The organism is Chromobacterium subtsugae (assembly GCF_001676875.1).
GTDB classification, from domain to species: domain Bacteria; phylum Pseudomonadota; class Gammaproteobacteria; order Burkholderiales; family Chromobacteriaceae; genus Chromobacterium; species Chromobacterium subtsugae.
Window position 1 is genome coordinate 37,774 of the sequence record NZ_JYKA01000003.1, and the last position, 18,958, is coordinate 56,731.

The 18,958-nt window shown below is 67.1% G+C and carries 15 protein-coding genes; 9 read left to right on the forward strand and 6 right to left on the reverse strand.

The window, feature by feature from the left end; all coding sequences use genetic code 11:
• The first annotated feature begins 32 nt into the window (after positions 1-32).
• Genes MY55_RS04235 through MY55_RS04245 form a run of 3 tightly spaced genes read left to right on the forward strand, consistent with a single transcriptional unit; the run spans position 33 to position 7,896 of the window.
• Positions 33-3,734, forward strand: a complete 3,702-nt coding sequence (locus MY55_RS04235) for a response regulator (RefSeq protein WP_065202016.1) — start codon at positions 33-35, stop codon at positions 3,732-3,734.
• A complete protein-coding gene (locus MY55_RS22445; protein WP_146008459.1) occupies positions 3,731-5,431 on the forward strand; it encodes a chemotaxis protein CheB in 1,701 nt (566 codons plus the stop codon). Before MY55_RS04235 ends, MY55_RS22445 begins: the two co-directional genes overlap by 4 nt.
• Positions 5,428-7,896 carry a response regulator gene (locus MY55_RS04245; protein ID WP_065202017.1) on the forward strand — a complete coding sequence of 823 codons (2,469 nt, stop codon included), beginning with the start codon at positions 5,428-5,430 and terminating at the stop codon, positions 7,894-7,896. The genes MY55_RS22445 and MY55_RS04245 overlap by 4 nt, the downstream gene beginning before the upstream one ends.
• A 10-nt stretch (positions 7,897-7,906) precedes the next feature.
• On the opposite strand, the gene MY55_RS04250 is transcribed toward MY55_RS04245, so the two are convergent.
• The 3 genes from MY55_RS04250 to MY55_RS04260 form a co-directional block, all read right to left on the reverse strand.
• Positions 7,907-8,665, reverse strand: a complete 759-nt coding sequence (locus MY55_RS04250; RefSeq protein ID WP_043574072.1) for a 3'(2'),5'-bisphosphate nucleotidase CysQ — start codon at positions 8,663-8,665, stop codon at positions 7,907-7,909.
• Between the two features lie 109 nt (positions 8,666-8,774).
• The gene (locus MY55_RS04255) at positions 8,775-9,788 is read right to left on the reverse strand and encodes an alpha/beta hydrolase (RefSeq protein WP_043574070.1); all 1,014 of its coding nucleotides are present in this window, start codon (positions 9,786-9,788) and stop codon (positions 8,775-8,777) included.
• 30 nt (positions 9,789-9,818) lie between these two features.
• Positions 9,819-10,244 carry an organic hydroperoxide resistance protein gene (locus MY55_RS04260; RefSeq protein WP_043574068.1) on the reverse strand — a complete coding sequence of 142 codons (426 nt, stop codon included), beginning with the start codon at positions 10,242-10,244 and terminating at the stop codon, positions 9,819-9,821.
• 111 nt (positions 10,245-10,355) lie between these two features.
• Between MY55_RS04260 and MY55_RS04265 the strand changes: the two genes are divergently transcribed.
• Complete coding sequence (locus MY55_RS04265) at positions 10,356-11,204, forward strand: AraC family transcriptional regulator (RefSeq protein WP_043574065.1); 849 nt, start codon at positions 10,356-10,358, stop codon at positions 11,202-11,204.
• An 87-nt stretch (positions 11,205-11,291) separates the two neighbouring features.
• Here the strand turns inward: MY55_RS04265 and fabI are convergent, their stop codons facing one another.
• Entirely contained in the window at positions 11,292-12,077 is a 786-nt protein-coding gene (fabI, locus tag MY55_RS04270; RefSeq protein ID WP_043574063.1) for an enoyl-ACP reductase FabI, read from the reverse strand.
• A 214-nt stretch (positions 12,078-12,291) separates the two neighbouring features.
• On the opposite strand from fabI, the gene trxA reads away from it, so the two are divergent.
• The 4 genes from trxA to MY55_RS04290 all read left to right on the forward strand — a co-directional run bounded on the left by trxA (position 12,292) and on the right by MY55_RS04290 (position 15,333).
• A complete protein-coding gene (trxA, locus tag MY55_RS04275) occupies positions 12,292-12,621 on the forward strand; it encodes a thioredoxin TrxA (protein ID WP_197465998.1) in 330 nt (109 codons plus the stop codon).
• A 129-nt stretch (positions 12,622-12,750) separates the two neighbouring features.
• Positions 12,751-14,007 (forward strand): transcription termination factor Rho, encoded by a 1,257-nt coding sequence (rho, locus tag MY55_RS04280; RefSeq protein ID WP_043574056.1) that lies wholly within the window; start codon positions 12,751-12,753, stop codon positions 14,005-14,007.
• Positions 14,008-14,097: 90 nt separating this feature from the next.
• Positions 14,098-14,709 (forward strand): trimeric intracellular cation channel family protein, encoded by a 612-nt coding sequence (locus MY55_RS04285; RefSeq protein WP_043574174.1) that lies wholly within the window; start codon positions 14,098-14,100, stop codon positions 14,707-14,709.
• A gap of 21 nt (positions 14,710-14,730) precedes the next feature.
• On the forward strand, positions 14,731-15,333 hold the full coding sequence (locus MY55_RS04290; protein WP_236687604.1) for a CoA pyrophosphatase: 603 nt from the start codon (positions 14,731-14,733) through the stop codon (positions 15,331-15,333).
• 10 nt (positions 15,334-15,343) lie between these two features.
• Here MY55_RS04290 and MY55_RS04295 read toward each other — a convergent pair whose 3' ends face one another.
• Together MY55_RS04295 and nadC are read right to left on the reverse strand one after the other, a co-directional pair.
• Positions 15,344-17,221, reverse strand: coding sequence for a sensor domain-containing diguanylate cyclase (locus MY55_RS04295; RefSeq protein ID WP_052257998.1), 1,878 nt, complete (start codon positions 17,219-17,221; stop codon positions 15,344-15,346).
• 78 nt (positions 17,222-17,299) lie between these two features.
• Entirely contained in the window at positions 17,300-18,142 is an 843-nt protein-coding gene (nadC, locus tag MY55_RS04300) for a carboxylating nicotinate-nucleotide diphosphorylase (protein ID WP_047236902.1), read from the reverse strand.
• 130 nt (positions 18,143-18,272) lie between these two features.
• Between nadC and MY55_RS04305 the strand changes: the two genes are divergently transcribed.
• Positions 18,273-18,947: an energy-coupling factor ABC transporter permease gene (locus tag MY55_RS04305; protein ID WP_043574048.1), complete on the forward strand. Its 675-nt coding sequence runs from the start codon at positions 18,273-18,275 to the stop codon at positions 18,945-18,947.
• The last annotated feature ends 11 nt before the right edge of the window (positions 18,948-18,958 follow it).

Genomic DNA, 18,958 nt, shown 5'->3' on the forward strand with positions numbered 1-18,958 from the left:
GCGCCGCGCAGGCCTTATCCGGAGAGACTCGCATGAAACTCACTGTCGGCAAGAATATGGCCTTGCTGGTGGCCACCGCTTTGCTGGGATTGGCCATGCTCACCGCGCTGGAGCAGTATTTGCTGGAGAAAGTCTACGACGGCGCCAATTTCGGCAATATCAACGCGGTGCCCAGCTTGAAAGTATTGGGCGAGCTGCGGCGCGCTTTTCTGGAAGTCAATATCCAGGTCGGCCGCCTCGATTACGACGAGGACCGGGCTTTGCGGCTGAAGATAGAGCAGCGGCTGCAAACCGCCCGCGAACAAGTCAGCGACGCCATCCGCAGTTATGAAACCAATGGCTGCGATGGGGGCAGCTGCTTTGCCGACGCGACCGACAAGGATTGGCTGGAGCGGGAAAAACCGGTGTGGCAGAAATTCCAGTCCGTTCTGGAGCCCATTCTCGCCATTCGCGGCAACGACGCGCAAAGCGTCGCCAACGTTCATCAGATGCTGCTGGCGCTGGACCCGCTGTCCATCCAGCTGCAAAAAATGATAGACGGCCATATCGACTACAACATGGTGATCGCCCGCAAGTTTTCCGATGAGGCGGCGCAGACCAAGCGCGGCGCCATTCAGCTGACGCTGGTCATCAGCGCGGCGATGTTGCTGGCGATTGGTTTGTTGGGCTGGCTGACCAGCCGTTCCATTCTCAGCCGGCTGGGCGGCGAGCCGACCGAAGCGGCCGATATCGCCTCCCGCTTGGCTGAAGGCGACCTGAGCATGGACATCCGGCTGCGGGAGGGCGACGGCAACAGCCTGATGGCCAGATTGCAGGAACTGGTCGACGCGCTGGACAGGCTGGCCAGCCGGGCTTACGCGATCGGCCAGGGCGACCTGAGCCAGGAGGTGCAGCTGGCGTCGAACCAGGACAAGCTCGGCATCGCCATCAACGAGATGATACGGATGCTGCGCGGCGCCCGCAGCGAGGACGAGCGCCGCAACTGGCTGAAGGACGGCTATGGCCAGATATCCGCGGCGCTGACTGGGGACCTGACCACCGAGCAGCTAGCCGACTCGGCCATCGGCATGATAGGCCGCTACCTGGACGCCGGCCGCGGCGTGTTCTACCTGTACCAGGAGTCTGAACAGGTGCTGCTGCTGATCGGCAGTTATATGTATACCGAACGCAACCACATCGGCGCCAGCTTCCAGCTGGGCGAGGGCGCGGTGGGGCAGGTGGCGCGCGAGAGAAAGCCCATCATCCTCGAGGTGTCGAATGAAGACGTGGCGCCCATCGTCACCGGCACCCTGCTGGAGACGCCGCGCTTTACCTACACCTACCCGCTGCTGCACGAAAAAGAGCTGGTCGGCGTGATAGAACTGTCCAGCTTCGAGCGTTTCGACGACAAAAAGCAGGAGTTCCTGGCCAATGTCGGCGGCATGCTGGCGTCTTTCCTGTTCGTCGCCGAGCAGCGCGCGCACATCCGCAAGCTGCTGGCGGCCAGCGAAGCGTCGGAAAAGGAAATGCGGCAGCAGAGCGAGCAGCTGCGCGAGAGCAACGCCAGGATGGAGGAGCAGCAGCAGTTGCTGCAGCAGCAGGCCGAGGAGATGCAGCAGACCAATGCTCAGATGGAAGAAGCGCAGCAGCTGCTGCGCCAGCAGACCGAGGAGCTGCAGCAGACCAACGCGCAGATGGAGGAGTCGCAGCAGCAGCTGGAGCAGCAAAACCTGGAGCTGGACGAGGCGCGGCGGCAGCAGGAGGCCAAGGCCAGGCAGCTGGACCAGGCCAGCCAGTACAAATCGGAATTCCTGGCCAATATGTCGCACGAGCTGCGCACGCCGCTCAACTCCATCATCCTGCTGTCCAAGATGATGGTCAGCGACGAGGACGGCAAGGTGGAGGGCGAGGCGCTGAAGTGGGCGCAGGTGATCCACCGCTCCGGCGAAGACCTGCTGCGGCTGATCAACGACGTGCTGGACCTGTCCAAGGTGGAGGCCGGCCGCATGGACGTGCACCTGTCGCCGGTGAGCAGCCGCGATCTGTGCTCGGAATTGCAAGGCATGTTCGAACACGTGGCGCGGGACAAGGGCCTGAGCTTCACAGTGGAGGACGAGCTGCGGCGGCACTTCGTGTCCGACCCCGACAAGCTGTCGCAAATCCTGCGCAATCTGCTGACCAACGCCATCAAGTTCACCCGCCAGGGCGGCGTCACCTTCCGCCTCAGCCATCATCCCGACCAGCCGCTGCCGATCCGGCTGAGCGTCCGCGACACCGGCATCGGCATCCCCGAGGAAAAGCGCAATGTGATCTTCGAAGCCTTCCAGCAGGCCGACGGCTCCACCTCGCGCGAGTTCGGCGGCACCGGCCTCGGCCTGACCATCAGCCTGCGCTTCGCCCAGATGCTGGGCGGCACCATCGAGCTGCTGAGCGCGCCGGGCGAGGGCAGCGAGTTCATCGTGCTGTTGCCGGAGGCCGGCGCGGCGGCCGAGCCGCAGCCGGGCCACGCGGCCAGCCATCCGGCAGCCGCGCCGCGCCCGCGGCTGGACGCGCCGGGCGACGACCGCGGCGCGGTGAGCCCCGGCGACCGCATCATCCTGCTGATAGACGACGACCCGGTGTTCGGCCAGATGCTGGTCGGCATGAACCGCCGGCTGGGCTACAAGACGCTGCTGGCGCAGAACGGGGCCGATGGGCTGGCTCTGGCCGGACAGTACCGGCCGCACGGCATTCTGCTGGACCTCGGCCTGCCCGACATGGACGGCGCGCAGGTGCTGCATGAAATCAAGACCCGGCCGGCGCTGTCCAGCCTGCCGGTCTACATCGTTTCCGCGCGCGACCGCGACGAAGCCTTGCTGCAGCAGGGCGCCATCGGCTTCTTGAGCAAGCCCGCCGCCGACCACCTGCTGGCAGCCGCCGAGGCGACGCTGATCAGCGCGGTGGGCAGCAAGGGCGGCGAGCGCATCCTGGTGGTGGAAAACGGCGGCATCCGCGGCGACGAGGTGCAGTCGCTGCTGGGCCGCGACGGCGGCGCCATCGTGGCGGCCGCGCCGGACGCCGACTGGCCGGCGCTGTTGCGGCAAAAGCCCTGCCAGCTGGCCATCATCGACTTGGGCGCCGGGCCGGCGGCCGACGCGCTGGTGACGGCGGCGGCGCTGCGCGAAGCCGACGCCGCGATCTCGCTGGTGTTTTACGCCGACAGCCATCCCGGCGACGAGGAGGAGGCGGCGCTGCGCGCCTATTCCGATTGCGTGATCGTCAAGGCGCCGCAGGCCGGCCAGCGGCTGATGGAAAACGTGGAGCGCTTTTTGCAGGACGTGCCCAGACAGCACGCGGCGCGCAAGACGCCGGCGGCGGGCGGCGACAGCAAGCTGCTGTCCGGCAGGCAGATCCTGGTGGTGGACGACGACCCGCGCAATCTGTTCGTGATCACCGCCGCGCTGGAGCGGCACGGCGCCAAGCTGTTTTCCGCGGTCAACGGCCGGCGCGCGCTGGAGTTTCTGCCGCAGCAGCCGGTGGACCTGGTGCTGATGGACATCATGATGCCGGAAATGGACGGCTACCAGGCGATCGCGGCCATCCGCGCCGACCCGGCCCTGGCCGCCATCCCGGTGGTGGCGATCACCGCCAAGGCGTTGCCGGCCGAGCGCGAGAAGATTCTGGCTACCGGCGCCGACGACTACCTGTCCAAGCCGGTGGATTACGACGTGCTGGTGGCCAAGGCGGCGCAGTGGTGCGCGGGGCGCAAGACGTGAGCGTCAATCTCCAGCATCAAGGCGAACTGTGCCGGGCGGCGATCCTGGGCCGGCTGGACGCCGCCGACGAGCGCGCGGCCTTGCAGGAGCTGCTGCGCGGCCCGGCCGACGACATGCTGGAGCTGTGCTTCTACGACGCCGACCTGCTGCCCGCGGAATTGATCGCGGCGTTGGCGGCCAGGCTGGACTCGGGCGGCAAGCTGAAGATCGTCGCCTACCACGCGCTGCTGGCGCACAGCCTGATGCGGCTGGGGCTGCCGGTGCGGCAGGTGTCCGCCCAGCCGCCCGCGGCCGGGGAGCGGCCGCCGCTGCGGGCGCTGGCGCTGGCGGGATCGGCGCTCAGCCTGGAGCGCATCCTGCACATCGTCGAACATCTGCCCTTGTCCGATATGGTGGTGTTCGTCGCCCAGCATGTGCAGGAAAACCAGATCAATCTGCTGGATCAGCTGCTGAAATCGCGCACCGAATACCGGGTGCTGATGCCGCAGCATCTGACGCCGGCGCAAGCCGGCACGCTGTATGTGGCGCCGCCCGGCCACCACATGCGGGTGGCGCACGGCCTGGTCTACCTCACCCGCGACCGGCAGATCCAGTTCGCTCGGCCGTCGATAGACGCGTTGTTCGAATCGCTGGCCGGCGAATACGGCGACGGCGTGCTGGCGGTGCTGCTGTGCGGCTACGGCAGCGACGGCGTGGACGGCTGCGCCGCCTTGCGCGCCGCCGGTTCCTGCGTCATCGTCGAGGACGGCGACGAATGCGCGCCGGCGCGAGTGATGCCGGACAACGCCCGCAACGCCGGCCATTACGATTTCCTCATGAAGCTGCCGGCCATCGCCAGCGTGGCGGCCGCGGCGGCGATGGGCGACGCCGCCAGGCCCGACGGCGCGCTGCTGGAATTGTTCCTGCAGGCGCTGGTCAGCCATTACGGCTACGATTTCCGCCATTACCAGCGCGAAAGCCTGAAGCGGCGCATCGTCAATCTGATGGGGCAGTTCAATCTGCGCGGCTTCGCCGAATTCCAGCGCGCGGTCTTGTGCGACGCCGCCCTGTTCGAGCGGTTGTGCGCCGAGCTGCCGGTGGGCGTCACCAGTTTTTTCCGCCACCCGGCGCAGTTGAAGCAACTGCGCGAGGAGATCCTGCCCTATCTGGCCAGCTTTCCGATGATCAAGCTGTGGTCGGCCGGCTGCTCCACCGGCGAGGAGGCGTATTCGCTGGCCATCGTGCTGGACGAGCTGGGCCTGCTCGACCGCAGCCATCTGTTCGCCACCGACCTGAATCCCTATCTGCTGGAGCTGGGAGCGAGCGGGCTGTTTCCCAGCGCGCCGCTGGCGCTCAACCGCCAGCACTACCTCGCCAGCGGCGGGCCCAGGCTGTTCGACGCCTATCTGGCCGGCAACGGGCGCTACCTGGCCATGGACGACAGGCTGCGCCAGCGCATTCTGTTCCACCGCCATTCGCTGACCGACGAAGGCATCTTCAATGAATTCCAGCTGATACTGTGCCGCAATGTGCTGATCTATTTCGACGCCGAACTGCAGCGCCAGGTGCTGCGCCGCTTCGCCCGCTCGCTGCACGCGGAGGGTTTTCTGGCGCTGGGGCCGCAGGACGGCTTGCACCGGCTGGCGCTGGAGGAGGGCTTCGAGCCCTGCCGCGGCGGCAGCCATATCTATCGCATCGGCAGGAGCGCGGAAGCATGAGCAAGCGGTTTGCCATCCTGGTGGTGGACGACAACGAGAGCAACCGGGTGACGCTGCGGGCGCTGCTGTCCCGCCTGTCCGGCTGCGAGGTGCTGGAGGCGGGGTCGGGCGAGGACGCGCTGCTGCGCACGCTGGAGCGCGATGTCGACCTGATTTTGCTGGACGTTCAGATGCCCGGCATGGACGGCTTCGAGACCGCCAGCCATCTGCAGATGACGGAACGCACGCGGGGCATTCCCATCGTCTTCGTCACCGCCATCTTCAAGGCCGAGGAGTTCATCGGCCGCGGCTATGGCCTGGGCGCGGTGGACTACCTGATGAAGCCGCTGGACGACAACCTGCTGCTGAACCGGGTGCGGATGTACCAAACCCTGCACGACCGCGAGGCGGCGCTGGAAAAACGCCGCCTGGCGCTGGAAGAGGCCAATGGCCAGCTGCAGCAGGCGCTGGGCGAACTGCAGCGCCAGTCGGTGGCGCTGTCCGAGGCGCGCGACGCCTCCGAGGCGGCCAATCGCGCCAAGAGCGAATTTCTGGCGGTGATGAGCCATGAGATCCGCACGCCGCTCAACGGCGTGATCGGCATGGCCGACCTGCTATTGAAAACCCGGCTGGACGAGCGCCAGCGGCATTACGTCAACGTGGTCCACCGCTCCGGCGAAAACCTGCTCAGCATCATCAGCGACATCCTAGACTTTTCCAAGATCGAGGCCGGCAAGTTCGAACTGGACCGCCAGCCTTTCTGCCTGAGCCTGTTGGTGGAGGAGATCGTGGAGCGGCTGGCCCCGGTGGCTTACGGCAAGGGGCTGGAGCTTTTGTGCGCGCAGCCGGCGTCGGCGGTGGAGGTGATAGGCGACAGCAAGCGGCTGGGACAGGTGCTGACCAATCTGATCGGCAACGCCATCAAGTTCACCCAGGCCGGCCAAGTGGTGGTGCGGGTGGCGCTGGAGGGGCGCGGCGAGCGGGAAACCAGCTGCCAGGTCAGCGTGGAGGATACCGGCATCGGCATCACGCCGGAGCAGCAGAGCCGGCTGTTCCAGCCCTTCGCTCAGGCCGACAGCTCCACTACGCGCCGCTTCGGCGGCACCGGCCTGGGGCTGGTGATCTCGCAGCGGCTGATGGCCATGATGGGCAGCCGCATCGAGCTGGCCAGCCAGCCGGGCGTGGGCACCCGCTTCCATTTCCGGCTGACCCTGCCCAATGGCCCGCAAACCCAGCCGCCGCCGCCGGTCGAGCGGCTGAGCCGGCTGCGGGTGCTGGTGGTCGACGACAACGCCACCAATCTGGAAATCCTGGAGCAGCAGCTGACGGCCTGGCATTGCCGGGTATGCGCGCTGCAAAGCCCGCTGGCGGCGCTGGACCGGCTGGCAGAAGCGAAGGGAGAGCAGCAGTTCGACCTGGTCTTGTCCGACATGATGATGCCGGAGCTGGACGGGTTGATGTTCCTGTCTCAGGCGCGGCAGCGGCTGGGCGAGGCGATGCCGCCCGCCATCATCCTCAGCTCGGCGGCCGATGACTTCCAGCAACTGAAGGACGCCGCCAGCCTGGCGCGCCAAGTACTGACCAAGCCGCTGCGGCGCTCGGAGCTGTACAACGCGCTGATCCAGGCGCGCGAGCCCGACGCCCAGCCGGCCGGCCGCGGGCCGGCGCGCCAGGAGCGCCAGGAGCGCGCGTTCGGCAAGCTGAGCGGCCATGTGCTGCTGGTGGAGGACAATCTGGTCAACCAGGAAATGGCGCAGGCGATGCTGCAGAACATGGGCTGCAGCGTCAGGGTGGCCAGCAACGGGCAGGAGGCGCTGGCTCTGCTGGGCGAGGAAAAGTTCGACCTGGCGCTGATGGACTGCGAGATGCCGGTGATGGACGGCTGGCAGACCACCCGGGCGATACGCGACAAGGAGCGGGGCGCCGACGCGCGCCTGGCCATCGTGGCGCTGACCGCCAACGCCGGCCTGGGCGACAAGGAGCGTTGCCTGCAGGCGGGCATGGACGATTACCTAGCCAAGCCGTTCACGCAGCGGGAATTGGCTGCCACGCTGGCGCGCTGGCTGCGCGCGGCGGGCAAAGAGGCCGCGCCGGAGAGCGAGGCGCCGGCCGAAGCCTCGGTGGCGGGCGGCGAGTGGATAGAGCCGCAGGTGTTGCAGGCGATACGCGACATCCGCGCCGGACTGCTGCCCAGGATGCTGGAGGCCTGGATGCAGGAGTGCCCGGGCATTCATATGGCGGTGCACGAGGCGGTGAAGAAAGCGGACGGCGGCGAGCTGTTCCGCACCGCCCATTCGCTGAAGAACAGCGCCAGCAGCGTCGGCGCGCTGCAGCTGGCGGCGCTGTGCGCGACGCTGGAGCAACTGGGCCGCGCAGGCGATCTGCCGGCGGCCGCCTGCCTGATCGACCAGCTCGACCAGGCTTTCTATTACTCGATGGAGGCGTTGAAGAAGCTGCTGGCGGCTGATCCGCCGCCGCCCGCCTGAGCGGCGGCGCTCAGGCGGATTCGGCCTGGGCGCGGGCGATGGCGTCCAGCAGCGCCGGCGCCAGCTCGCGCCGGCAGATCAGCAGGTCGGGCATGAAGGGATCGGGCTGGTTGTAGCGGCAGGGGCTGCCGTCCAGCCGCGACGCGTGCAGGCCGGCGGCCAGCGCCACGCCGACCGGCGCGCAGGAGTCCCACTCGTATTGCCCGCCGCTGTGCAGATAGGCGTGGGCTTCGCCGCGCAGCACCGCCATCGCCTTGGCGCCGGCCGAGCCCATCGGCGCCAGTTCGGCGCCCAGCATCCCGGCCACGCGCTCGGCGATGGCCGGCGGCCGGCTGCGGCTGACCAAGATCCGGATCGGACCCGGCGGCGCGCCGGCCAGCGCCGGCGCGGCGGTGGAGAACAGCTGGCCCAGCGCCGGCAGGGCCACCGCGCAGGCGGTGGGCAGGCCGTCTTCGGTCAGCGCCACATGCACCGCCCAGTCGGAGCGATCGCGCTCGCGCTCGCTGTATTCACGGGTGCCGTCCAGCGGGTCGATGACCCAGACCCGGCGCAAGCGCAGCCGGGCGTCGTCGGGCGCCGACTCTTCCGACAGCAGGCCGTCATCGGGCCTGGCCTGGCGCAGCAGATGCGCGATCAACGCGTCGGATTTGGCGTCGCCCAGCGCGCCCAGCGCCTTGTCGCCGGCGGTGTTGCCTTGCCGCAGCTGGTTCAGCAGCTCGGCAGCCTGGGCCGCGATATCGGCGGCCAGCTGATGGTCGTTGTCGGGCATGTCGTCTGTCGGTGATCCATTCCAGGGTTGGCCGGCGGGAAAATCCGGCGCGCGGCGATGTAGTGATACACCGCTTCGCGCCGCCGGGCAATGCCAACGTGCTGGGTTGTCAGCGCAGGCGCATTTTCAACTCCTCGCTGGCCTGGTGCAGCGCCGCGCGGGTGGCCGGCAGGCCGGACAGCGCGTTGAGCAGGCCGAAGTCGTGGATCATGCCGTTGTAGCGGGTGGCGACCACGTCTACGCCGGCGGCGTCCAGTTGGCGGGCGTAGGCCTCGCCCTCATCGCGCAGCACGTCCTTTTCCGCGGTCTGGATCAGCGCCGGCGGCAATCCGCGCAGTTGCGCCGGCGCCGCCCGCAGCGGGGAGGCATAGATGTCGCTTCGCTGCCGCGGGTCGGGCGTGTAGGCGTCCCAGAACCATTTCATCATGTTCCGGGTCAGGAAGTGGCCATCGGCGAATTCGCGATACGAGGCGTCTTCGAAGTCGGCATCGGCCACCGGCCAGAACAGCACCTGGGCGCGCAATGCCGGGCCGCCGCCGGCTTTGGCCATCAGGGCGACCGCCGCCGCCATATTGCCGCCCACGCTGTTGCCGGCCAGCGCCAGCCGCTTGCCGTCCACCTGGATTGCCGCGCCGTGTTCCGCCACCCATCGGGTGGCGGCGTAGGCTTGGCGGATGGCCACCGGGTAGCGGGCCTCCGGCGACGGCGTGTAGTTGACGAAGACCGCGGCGGCGCCGGAGTCGGCCACCAGGTCGCGGACGAAGCGCTCGTGGGTGGGGTAGTCGCCCAGAATCCAGCCGCCGCCGTGGAAGAACATGAAGGCGGGCAGCGCGCCGCGGACGCCTGCCGGGCGCACCACGGTGAGCTTCAGCGGCTGGCCGTCGACGGAGATGATTTTCTCGCTGACGTCCGCCGGCGCCAGTTTGGCGCCTTTTTGCGCGCGGGCCAGCGCATCGCGCGCCTCGGCCGGCGACAAGGTTTCCAGCGGCTGGCCGCCGCCTTGGGCCAGGGTTTCGAGAAAAGCCTGGGTATGGCGTTCCACTCCGGGGCTGCCGGCGGCCAGCGCGGAGCCGGCGCAAAGCGCGGCGAGCGACGCCGCGACGATATGGAGCTTGGTTTTCATGAGGGTTCTCCGCTTGGGGATGGGCGCGGCTCAGGCGAGGCGCAGGCGCACGTCGAGGTTGTTGCGGGTAGCGTGCGAATAGGGGCAGACCACATGGGCCTTTTCCACCAGCGCCTGCGCGGTTTCCGGCGGCAGGCCGGGCAGCGAGATCAGCAACTCCGCCTCGATGGCGAAGCCGGTGGGCACGGTGCCGATGCCGACAGAGGCGGCGATGCTGGCGGCGGCTGGCAGCGCGACTTTCTCCCTGGTGGCGACGAATTTCAGCGAGCCGAGGAAGCAGGCGGCGTAGCCGGCGGCGAACAGCTGTTCGGGATTGGTGCCGGGGCCGCCGGCGCCGCCCAGTTCGCGCGGCATGGACAGCTGGACGTCCAGGGCACCGTCGGAAGAGGCGGCATGGCCTTCGCGGCCGCCGGCGACGGTGGCGTGGGCGCGGTACAGGATGGTGTCGATCGACATGGGGTGCTCCTTTGCATGTTGGCGAATGGCTGGTGCCGGTTGGCAGAACGAACTTTACGCTTGGGTTGAGTACTAAAAGTCACGTAAAGTATCGAAAACTTGATATGGAGTATGAATGTGGCCGACGCATGCACCGATAGGCTGGAGGCTTTGTTGAATCACTTTCCGGTGCGCGCGCGGATGTTCCATTCCGGAGCCTTGTGCGGCGTCACCGATTTCGCCGCGCCGGGCGAGGGCGGCCAGTTGCACCTGATCCGCTCCGGCGCGCTGGAGATCATGCGCGCCGGCCAGCCTGCGCTGCGGGTGGACGTGCCCAGCCTGCTGCTCTACCCCCGGCCGGTGGCCAGGCGTTTCGTCGCGGACGCCGGGCGCGGCGCCGATCTGGCTTGCGCGGAGCTGAGTTTCGACGGCGGCGCTGACAACCCCATCCTCGGGGCGCTGCCGGAAATGGTGTGCCTGCCGCTGGCGGCCATCGCCGGCGCCGACAGCGTGCTGGCGCTGCTGTTCGAAGAGGCGTTCGGCGCCAACTGCGGCCGCCACGCGTTGGTGGACAGGCTGTTCGAGGCGGTGCTGATCCTGGTGCTGCGGCAGTTGATGGAAAGCCGGCAGGTACAGGGCGGCATGCTGGCCGGGCTATCCCATCCCCGGCTGCGCAAGGCGCTGGCGGCGATGCACGCGCAGCCGGGGCGGGCGTGGCCGTTGGAGGCGCTGGCGGAGCTTGCCGGAATGTCGCGCAGCGTTTTCGCCGGCGCGTTCCGCGACGTGGTGGGCAGCACGCCCGGCGCTTATCTGCAGGCCTGGCGCGTCCGGCTGGCGCAGCAGGCGCTGCTGCGGGGCCGGCAGTTGAAGATGATCGCGAGCGAGGTGGGGTATGGCAGCGAGGCCGCGCTGTCGCGGGCGTTCAAGGCGCAATGCGGTTTGACGCCGCGGGAGTGGCGGCAGGGGCGGCTGGCGGATTGAGCGGGAGCCGCGGGCAATGCGAAGCGGGGCAAACCCTGATCCAGGATTGCCCCGCTTCGCATCGCCATCCGCCGGTTGGCGGGAAGCTTATTCCGGCACGTTCAGTGCGTTGATGCTGTAGCCGGCGTCCACGTAGGTGATTTCGCCGGTGATGCCGGACGACAGGTCCGACAGCATGAAGGCGGCGGCGTTGCCGACTTCCTCAGTGGTCACGTTGCGGCGCAGACAGGCCTGACTGGAGGCCATGTTCAGCAGCTTGGAGAAGCCGGAGATGCCGGAAGCGGCCAGCGTTTTGATCGGGCCGGCGGAGATGCCGTTGACGCGGATGCCTTCCTTGCCCAGGCTGGCGGCCATGAAGCGCACCGACGCCTCCAGGCTGGCCTTGGCCAGGCCCATCACGTTGTAGTTCGGGATCGCGCGCACCGCGCCCAGGTAGGACAGGGTCAGCAGCGAAGCCTTGCGGCCCTGCATCATCGGGCGCGCGGCCTTGGCCAGCGCCGGGAAGCTGTAGGACGATACGTCGTGGGCGATCTGGAACGCTTCGCGGCTGAGCGAATCCAGGAAATCGCCTTCCAGCGCCTCGCGCGGGGCGAAGCCGATCGAGTGCACCAGGCCGTCCAGGCCGTCCCACTCCTTGGCCAGCTCGACGAAGAGCTGGTTGATTTCGTCGTCATTCTGCACGTCGCAGCGGAACACCAGCTTGGAGCCGAAGTCGGCCGCCATTTCGCGGACGCGGTCCTCCAGTTTGTCCACCACGTAGGTGAACGCCAGCTCGGCTCCTTGCCGGTGACAGGCTTGGGCAATGCCGTAGGCGATCGAGCGGTTGGAGATCATGCCGGTGATCAGGATTTTCTTGCCTTGCAGAAAGCCCATTTGGAGTCCTTCTCATATAAACAGTGGGGCATTATACCGAATGATGGCCGTTTTCAGCACTTGCCGAGTGGGAGGCGGCGCGGACCCGGAGGCCGCAGCGGCGCGCAAAGCCCCTTGGCGAGCGGGGATTTTCGCCGCGGTTTGACCGGTTGCCGCGGCCGCCGCCGCTTGTTACCATCGGGAATTAAGCAGGCTTGAATCCATTAGCGAGGAAATCATGAGCGATCTCATCCACCATGTAAGCGATAACTCTTTTGAACAGGAAGTGCTGCAGTCCGATCTGCCGGTGCTGGTTGACTACTGGGCGGAATGGTGCGGTCCGTGCAAGATGATCGCCCCGATCCTGGACGAAGTCTCCAAGGAGTACGAAGGCCGCCTGAAAGTCGCCAAGCTCGACATCGACCAAAACCAGGCCACGCCGCCGAAATTCGGCATCCGCGGCATCCCCACCCTGATGATCTTCAAGGGCGGCCAAGTGGTGTCCACCAAGGTCGGCGCGCTCACCAAGAGCCAGCTGACGGCCTTCGTTGACAGCAACATCTAAAGCGTCTATTCTCCACGCACAATCTTCAAGACGGGTGGCATAAAATTCAGGCCGCCCGTTTCGTTTCCGCTTCCACACCCTCAAATTAGCGTTCCGCCTAATTGTTACCGAGTCGACCTCACGACCGCTATGCACTTATCTGATCTCAAACATCTTCACGTATCCGAACTCGTTGAAATGGCCATTTCCAACGAGATTGACGGGGCCAGCCGGCTGCGCAAGCAGGATCTGATTTTCGCGCTTTTGAAAAACCAGGCCAAGAAAGGCGAGAGCATTTTCGGCGAGGGTACGCTGGAGGTGTTGCCGGACGGTTTCGGTTTCCTGCGCAGTCCGGATACTTCGTATCTGGCGGGGCCGGACGACATCTACGTCAGCCCGTCGCAGATCCGCCGCTTCAATCTGCATACCGGCGACTCCATCGAGGGCGAGATCCGCACCCCGAAGGACGGCGAGCGCTATTTCGCGCTGGTGAAGGTGGACAAGGTAAACGGCGAGGCGCCGGAGAATTCCAAACACAAGATCCTGTTTGAGAACCTCACTCCGCTATTCCCCACCGAACAATTCAAACTCGAGCGCGACATCCGTGCCGAGGAAAACATCACCGGCCGCATCATCGACCTGATCGCGCCGATCGGCCGCGGCCAGCGCGCGCTGTTGGTGGCGCCGCCGAAGTCCGGCAAGACGGTGATGCTGCAGCATATCGCCCACGCCATCACCGCCAACCATCCGGACGCGGTGCTGATCGTGCTGCTGATCGACGAGCGTCCGGAAGAAGTGACGGAAATGCAACGCTCGGTGCGCGGCGAAGTGGTGTCCTCCACCTTCGACGAGCCGGCCACCCGCCACGTGCAAGTGGCGGAAATGGTGATCGAGAAGGCCAAGCGCCTGGTCGAGCACAAGAAGGACGTGGTGATCCTGCTGGACTCCGTCACCCGCCTGGCCCGCGCCTACAACACCGTGGTGCCGGCTTCCGGCAAGGTGCTGACCGGCGGCGTGGACGCCAACGCGCTGCAACGCCCGAAGCGCTTCTTCGGCGCCGCGCGCAATGTGGAAGAGGGCGGCAGCCTGACCATCATCGCCACCGCGCTGATCGACACCGGCAGCCGCATGGATGATGTGATCTACGAAGAATTCAAGGGCACCGGCAACTGCGAAATCCACCTGGACCGCAAGATGGCGGAAAAGCGCATCTTCCCGGCGATGAACATCAACCGCTCCGGCACCCGCCGCGAAGAGCTGCTGATCCCGCAGGACCAGCTGCAACGCATCTGGGTGCTGCGCAAGCTGCTGTACCCGATGGACGACCTGGAGGCGATGGAGTTCCTGCAGGACAAGATCAAGGCCACCAAGTCCAACCAGGCCTTCTTCGACTCGATGCGCCGCTGAGCGCCGTAGTCGCAAAACATGCCAGACCATGCCGGTCTGGCATTTTTTTTGGTACATTGAGGCATGGAATGGAGCGGCCGGTTTTTCCAGATGGAGTGGTTTTCGGCGATCGGCACCGCGGCTTTCGCCTTTTCCGGCTACCTGGTGGGGATACGCAAGCGGCTGGACCTGCTCGGCGTTTCCATCGTGGCGCTGGTGACGGCTATCGGCGGCGGCGTGATCCGCGACCTGCTGGTCGGACGGGTGCCGCTGGTGTTCTACGATTACACCAACCTGTTCATCATCGCCGGCGCGGTATGGATCGCCTGGCTGGCCGGCCTGCACCGGCGCAAGAGCCGCACGCTGGAGCGGCTGTTCATCGTCGCCGATTCGCTGGGGCTGGTGGCCTTCAGCCTGGCCGGCGCCCAGGTGGGGCTGCTGTTCGGCCTGAACGCCTTCGGCGTGGTGTCGTTGGGTTTCGTCACCGCGGTGGGCGGCGGCGTGGTGCGGGACATGATGGTCAATGAAGTGCCCTTCATTCTGCATCGGGATTTCTATGGCACGGTGTCGATACTGGCGGCCGCCGGATTGTTTCTGGCCGACCGGCTGGGCTGGGTCAGCGTCGCGTCGTTGCAGGCGCTGTTCTGGTCCGGACTGGCGCTGCGCCTGTTGGCGCACCGAAATGAAATGACCTTGCCGACGCTGGGCGGGCGCGGGCGGTAAAAGGATAACGATATGTGGTCGATGGAGGCAGACGCTGCCGCCGCGCTGATTGCCCGGCGGCTTGAGTCCTATGATTTCACCGGCAAGGTGGCGGATCTGCCTTGCCGGCCGGCGGGGCCGGAATTGCGGCCGGCGGCGGTGCTGCTGCCGCTGGTGTGGCACGACGATGGCGCGACGGTGCTGTTCACCCGCCGCACCGAACATCTGTCCAGCCATCCGGGCCAGGTGAGCTTTCCCGGCGGCAAGGTGGAGAGCGGCGACCGCTCGACGCTGGACGCCGCCTTGCGCGAGGCGAGCGAGGAAACCGGGCTGGACCCGGCCGGCGTGCGGGTGTTGGGGCGGCTGCCCGACTACGTCACCATCACCGGCTACGTGGTGACGCCGGTGGTGGGGATGCTGACGCCGCCGCTGGCATTGGCACCGGCGCCGGACGAGGTGGCCGAGGTGTTCGAGGTGCCGCTGCGCCTGTTGCTGGATCGCGCCGCTTACAGCCGGCACGACTATGTCCGCGACGGCATCGCCGGGCGCTACCTGTCCTTCGAGTGGCAGCGCTACACCATTTGGGGCGCCACCGCGGCGATGATGTGGATGCTGGCCGACGCGCTGGCGGCCGGCGGCGCCTAGCGACGGCGTTTCAGGGCGTTTCCTGGTCGCACAGGATGATGTTGCGGCCCGCCAGCTTGGCCTCGTACAGCAGCTTGTCGGCGCGCGACGCCATCTGCGACGGCGTGTCGCCGGGTCGCCAGTCGGTGATGCCGCCGCTGAAGGTGATCGGTTGCTCGACCACCGACACGGTGGAGCGGGTCAGCGCCATCTGCATGCGGCTCATCACTTTCTGGGCGTCGCGCAGGCGGGTGTAGGGGAAGATCACCATGAATTCCTCTCCGCCGATGCGGGCGTTGATGTCGGTGTTGCGGGTGGTGTCGCGCAAGGCGTTGGCCACCGCCACCAACACGTTGTCGCCGGCCTGATGGCCATGCTGGTCGTTGAATTTCTTGAAGTGGTCGATATCGAACACCGCTATCGCCATGGTCTGGCCATAGCGTTCGCAGCGGCTGATTTCGTCGCGCAGCACCGTGTCGGCGTGGCGGCGATTGTAGAGGCGGGTCAGCGGGTCGGTCACCGCCATCTCGGCCAGCTGCAGATTGCTCTCGTGCAGTTGCTGCTCCAGCAGCTTGCGGCCCGAGATGTCATACAGCGCGATCAGCGACGACGGGTGGTTGCCGCGGCCCAGTTTCTGCAGCGAGACGATTGCCCACAGCCGGCTTTGGTCTTCCAGCTCCAGCTCCACCTCGCGCTGCATCACGTCTTCGTTTTCCGCCAGCCATTGCTCGACCGGCTGCAGCTTCAGCGGCAGGTTCAGTTCGTGGCTGGCGCTTTCGTCCGGCGCGCGCGGCGGCAGCCGCAGCAGCTCGCGCGCCGGCGCGTTGGCGTGCTGGATGCGGCAGGTGCGCGGGTTGACCAGCAAGAGCGCCAGCGGCGCGGTGTCCAGCACCAGCCGGGCCTGCTCCTCGCTGTCGCGGATTCTCTCGCTGCCGCGCAGCAGCTGCTGGTGCTGGCGCAGATTGGACAGGTGCTTGCGCAGCGCCAGCAAGGTCAGCGCGGCGACGAACAGCCAGCCGGGCAGGGCCAGCCAGGCCTTGTCCCAGACGTAGCGGGTGAAGTCCTGCCGCGAGATGCCCACCGCCACCTGGAACGGATAATTGCCGGTCTGGCGCATGCTGTACAGCCGCATCGAGCCATCGAAGCTGGACGGCGCGCTGAACAGGGTCTGGTTGGCGTCGTGCGACAGGATCATGTGCGCCTGCAGCGGGCGGTAGCTTTGCGGGTCGTGCCCGGCTACCTGCGGCCAGCGCGCCACGGTGAGCTGGCGCTGGTCCAGCACCAGGATTTCGCCATGCTCGCCCACCGTCAGCCGGCTGACCTCGTCCTGGAAGAAGTTGTGGTTGATCAGGCCGGTGGCCATGCCTATCAGGTTGCCGTCGCCGTCGTGCAGCTTGTTGGCCAGCACGATGCCGCCCTCGGTGGGGCTGTGCGTGACGGCGGTGTAATTGCTTTCCTGCGGGTCGATGCGGTGCAGCCAGCGGCAGAATTCGTTGTGGCGCGAGCGCGGCAGGCTGCTGCGGCTGCTGCTGAAGATGGTCTGGCAGGCGGTGTCGACGATCTCGATTTGGCTGAGGTAAGGCGCCAGCTGCAATTGCTGCTGCAGCTTCTGTTGCAGCTTCTGCTGCGCCTCGGGGCTTTGGCCGCCGCTGCGCAGCAGGTGTTGGACTTCCGGAATCTGGTTGCTGCTTTGCAGGATCAGCCCGGCTTCGTGGATGCCGGAGCTGAGTCGTTCCGCCAGCAGCTGGCTCAGGCCGCTGGCCTGGTGCCCGGCCTCGTTTTCCACCTGGCGGTAGCTGACGGCGAGATCGAGCAGCACCAGCCCGAGGGTGACCAGCAGAAACAGCGCCGCCCCCCACTTGGCATGGCGGGCGGAGCGTGAGCCGTGTTTGCGCGGGGTCAGGTCCATGGGCGGCGGCAGACGTATGCTTGGCTTGTGGAAGGCATCCCTTCAGTATGACAGCTAACGCCGCCGCTGCGTAGTCGCTTACAGGGTGAAGCGCATGGACAGGTCGACGGCGCGGATGTCCTTGGTCAGCTTGCCGACCGAGATGCGGTCGACGCCGGTGGCCGCGATGGCGCGCACGCTGTCCAGGTCGATGCCGCCCGAGGCTTCCAGCTGGGCGCGGCCGGCGCTCAGGGCGACGGCGGCGCGCATCTGCTCCAGCGACATATTGTCCAGCAGCACCAGCTTGGCGCCGTTCTCCAACGCGTCCTCCAGTTGCGCCAGCGTCTCGACTTCGATTTGCAGCGTCACGCCGGGCGGCAGGTCTTGCAGCGCCTGCCGCATCGCTTCGGCCACGCCGCCGGCCGCCATGATGTGGTTTTCCTTGATCAGGATGCCGTCGAACAGGCCGACGCGCTGATTGTGGCCGCCGCCGGCGGTCACCGCGTATTTCTGCGCCAGACGCAGGCCGGGAACGGTTTTGCGGGTGTCCAGGATGCGGGCGCGGTGGCCGGCCGCGGCCTCGACGTAGCGGCGGGTCTCGGTGGCGACGGCGGACAGCAGCTGCAGGAAGTTGAGCGCGCTGCGCTCGGCGGTGAGCAGCGCGCGCGCCGGGCCGGAGATACGGCACAGTTCGCTGCCGGCGGCGACCGACTCGCCTTCGGCCACCCGCCATTGCACAGCGCAGCGGCTGTCCACCTGGCGGAAGCATTCATCGAACCAGGCCTGGCCGCAGATCACCGCGTCCTCGCGCGCGATCACCCGCGCCGCGCCGGTCTTGTCCGCGTCTATCAGGCGGGCGGTCCAATCGCATTGGCCGATGTCTTCGGCCAGGGCTTGGCCAACTTGCTGGGCAATCAGGTGCTGAGCGGGTAGGGCGGGCATGCGGGTCTCCATCCAAAAGCGTATTGTACCGGCCCGCGCGGCAAAAGGGAGGGCTTTGCGGCGACGAAGCGCGCCAGTTTGTCCGGCGGCTCTGTTATGCTGAAGGCAGTCTGATCGCAAGTGTATCGTCATGGATCTATCGGCTTTGCAGTTTGGCGCGTGGCCGCTCGGGCTGGCCAATGCGCTGGCGCTGGCGGCCCTGGCCTGGGCCGGCGCCGGGGTGCGCTGGCGCGAGCTGGAGCACGGCGCGCTCAACGCCTGGATGGGCGCCTGCGTGCTGGACCTGGCGCTGTGGCTGTTGCGCGCCGGCCTGCTGCCCGGCCTGTCCTTCCATCTGCTGGGCGGCGCCCTGTTCGCCTTGCTGATGGGGCCGCGGCTGGCGCTGCTGGCCCTGGCCGCGGTGCAGGCGGCGCTAGCGGCCGGCGGCCACGCCGACTGGCGGGCGCTGGGCTTGAACTGGCTGCTGACCGCGTTGCCGGCGGTGGGCGTGGCGGCGTCGGCTCTGGCCCTGGCGCGCCGTTTCCTGCCGCCGCATTTCTTTGTCTATGTGTTCGTCAACGGCTTCCTGGCCGCCGGCGCCAGCCTGTTCGCTGCCGCCCTGTGCGGCATGGCGGCCTTGGCGGCGGCGGGGGCGTATCCGTGGGAGACGCTGCTGGACGACGCCGTGCCTTACTATTTTCTGCTGTCGTGGTCGGAGGCCTTCACGACCGGGCTGCTGCTGGCGGTGCTGATTGTTTACAAACCGCAGTGGGTGGCGACGTTCGATGACGGCCGTTATCTCGGCGACAAGCCGGGCAATCGTTGAGGGAGGATCGC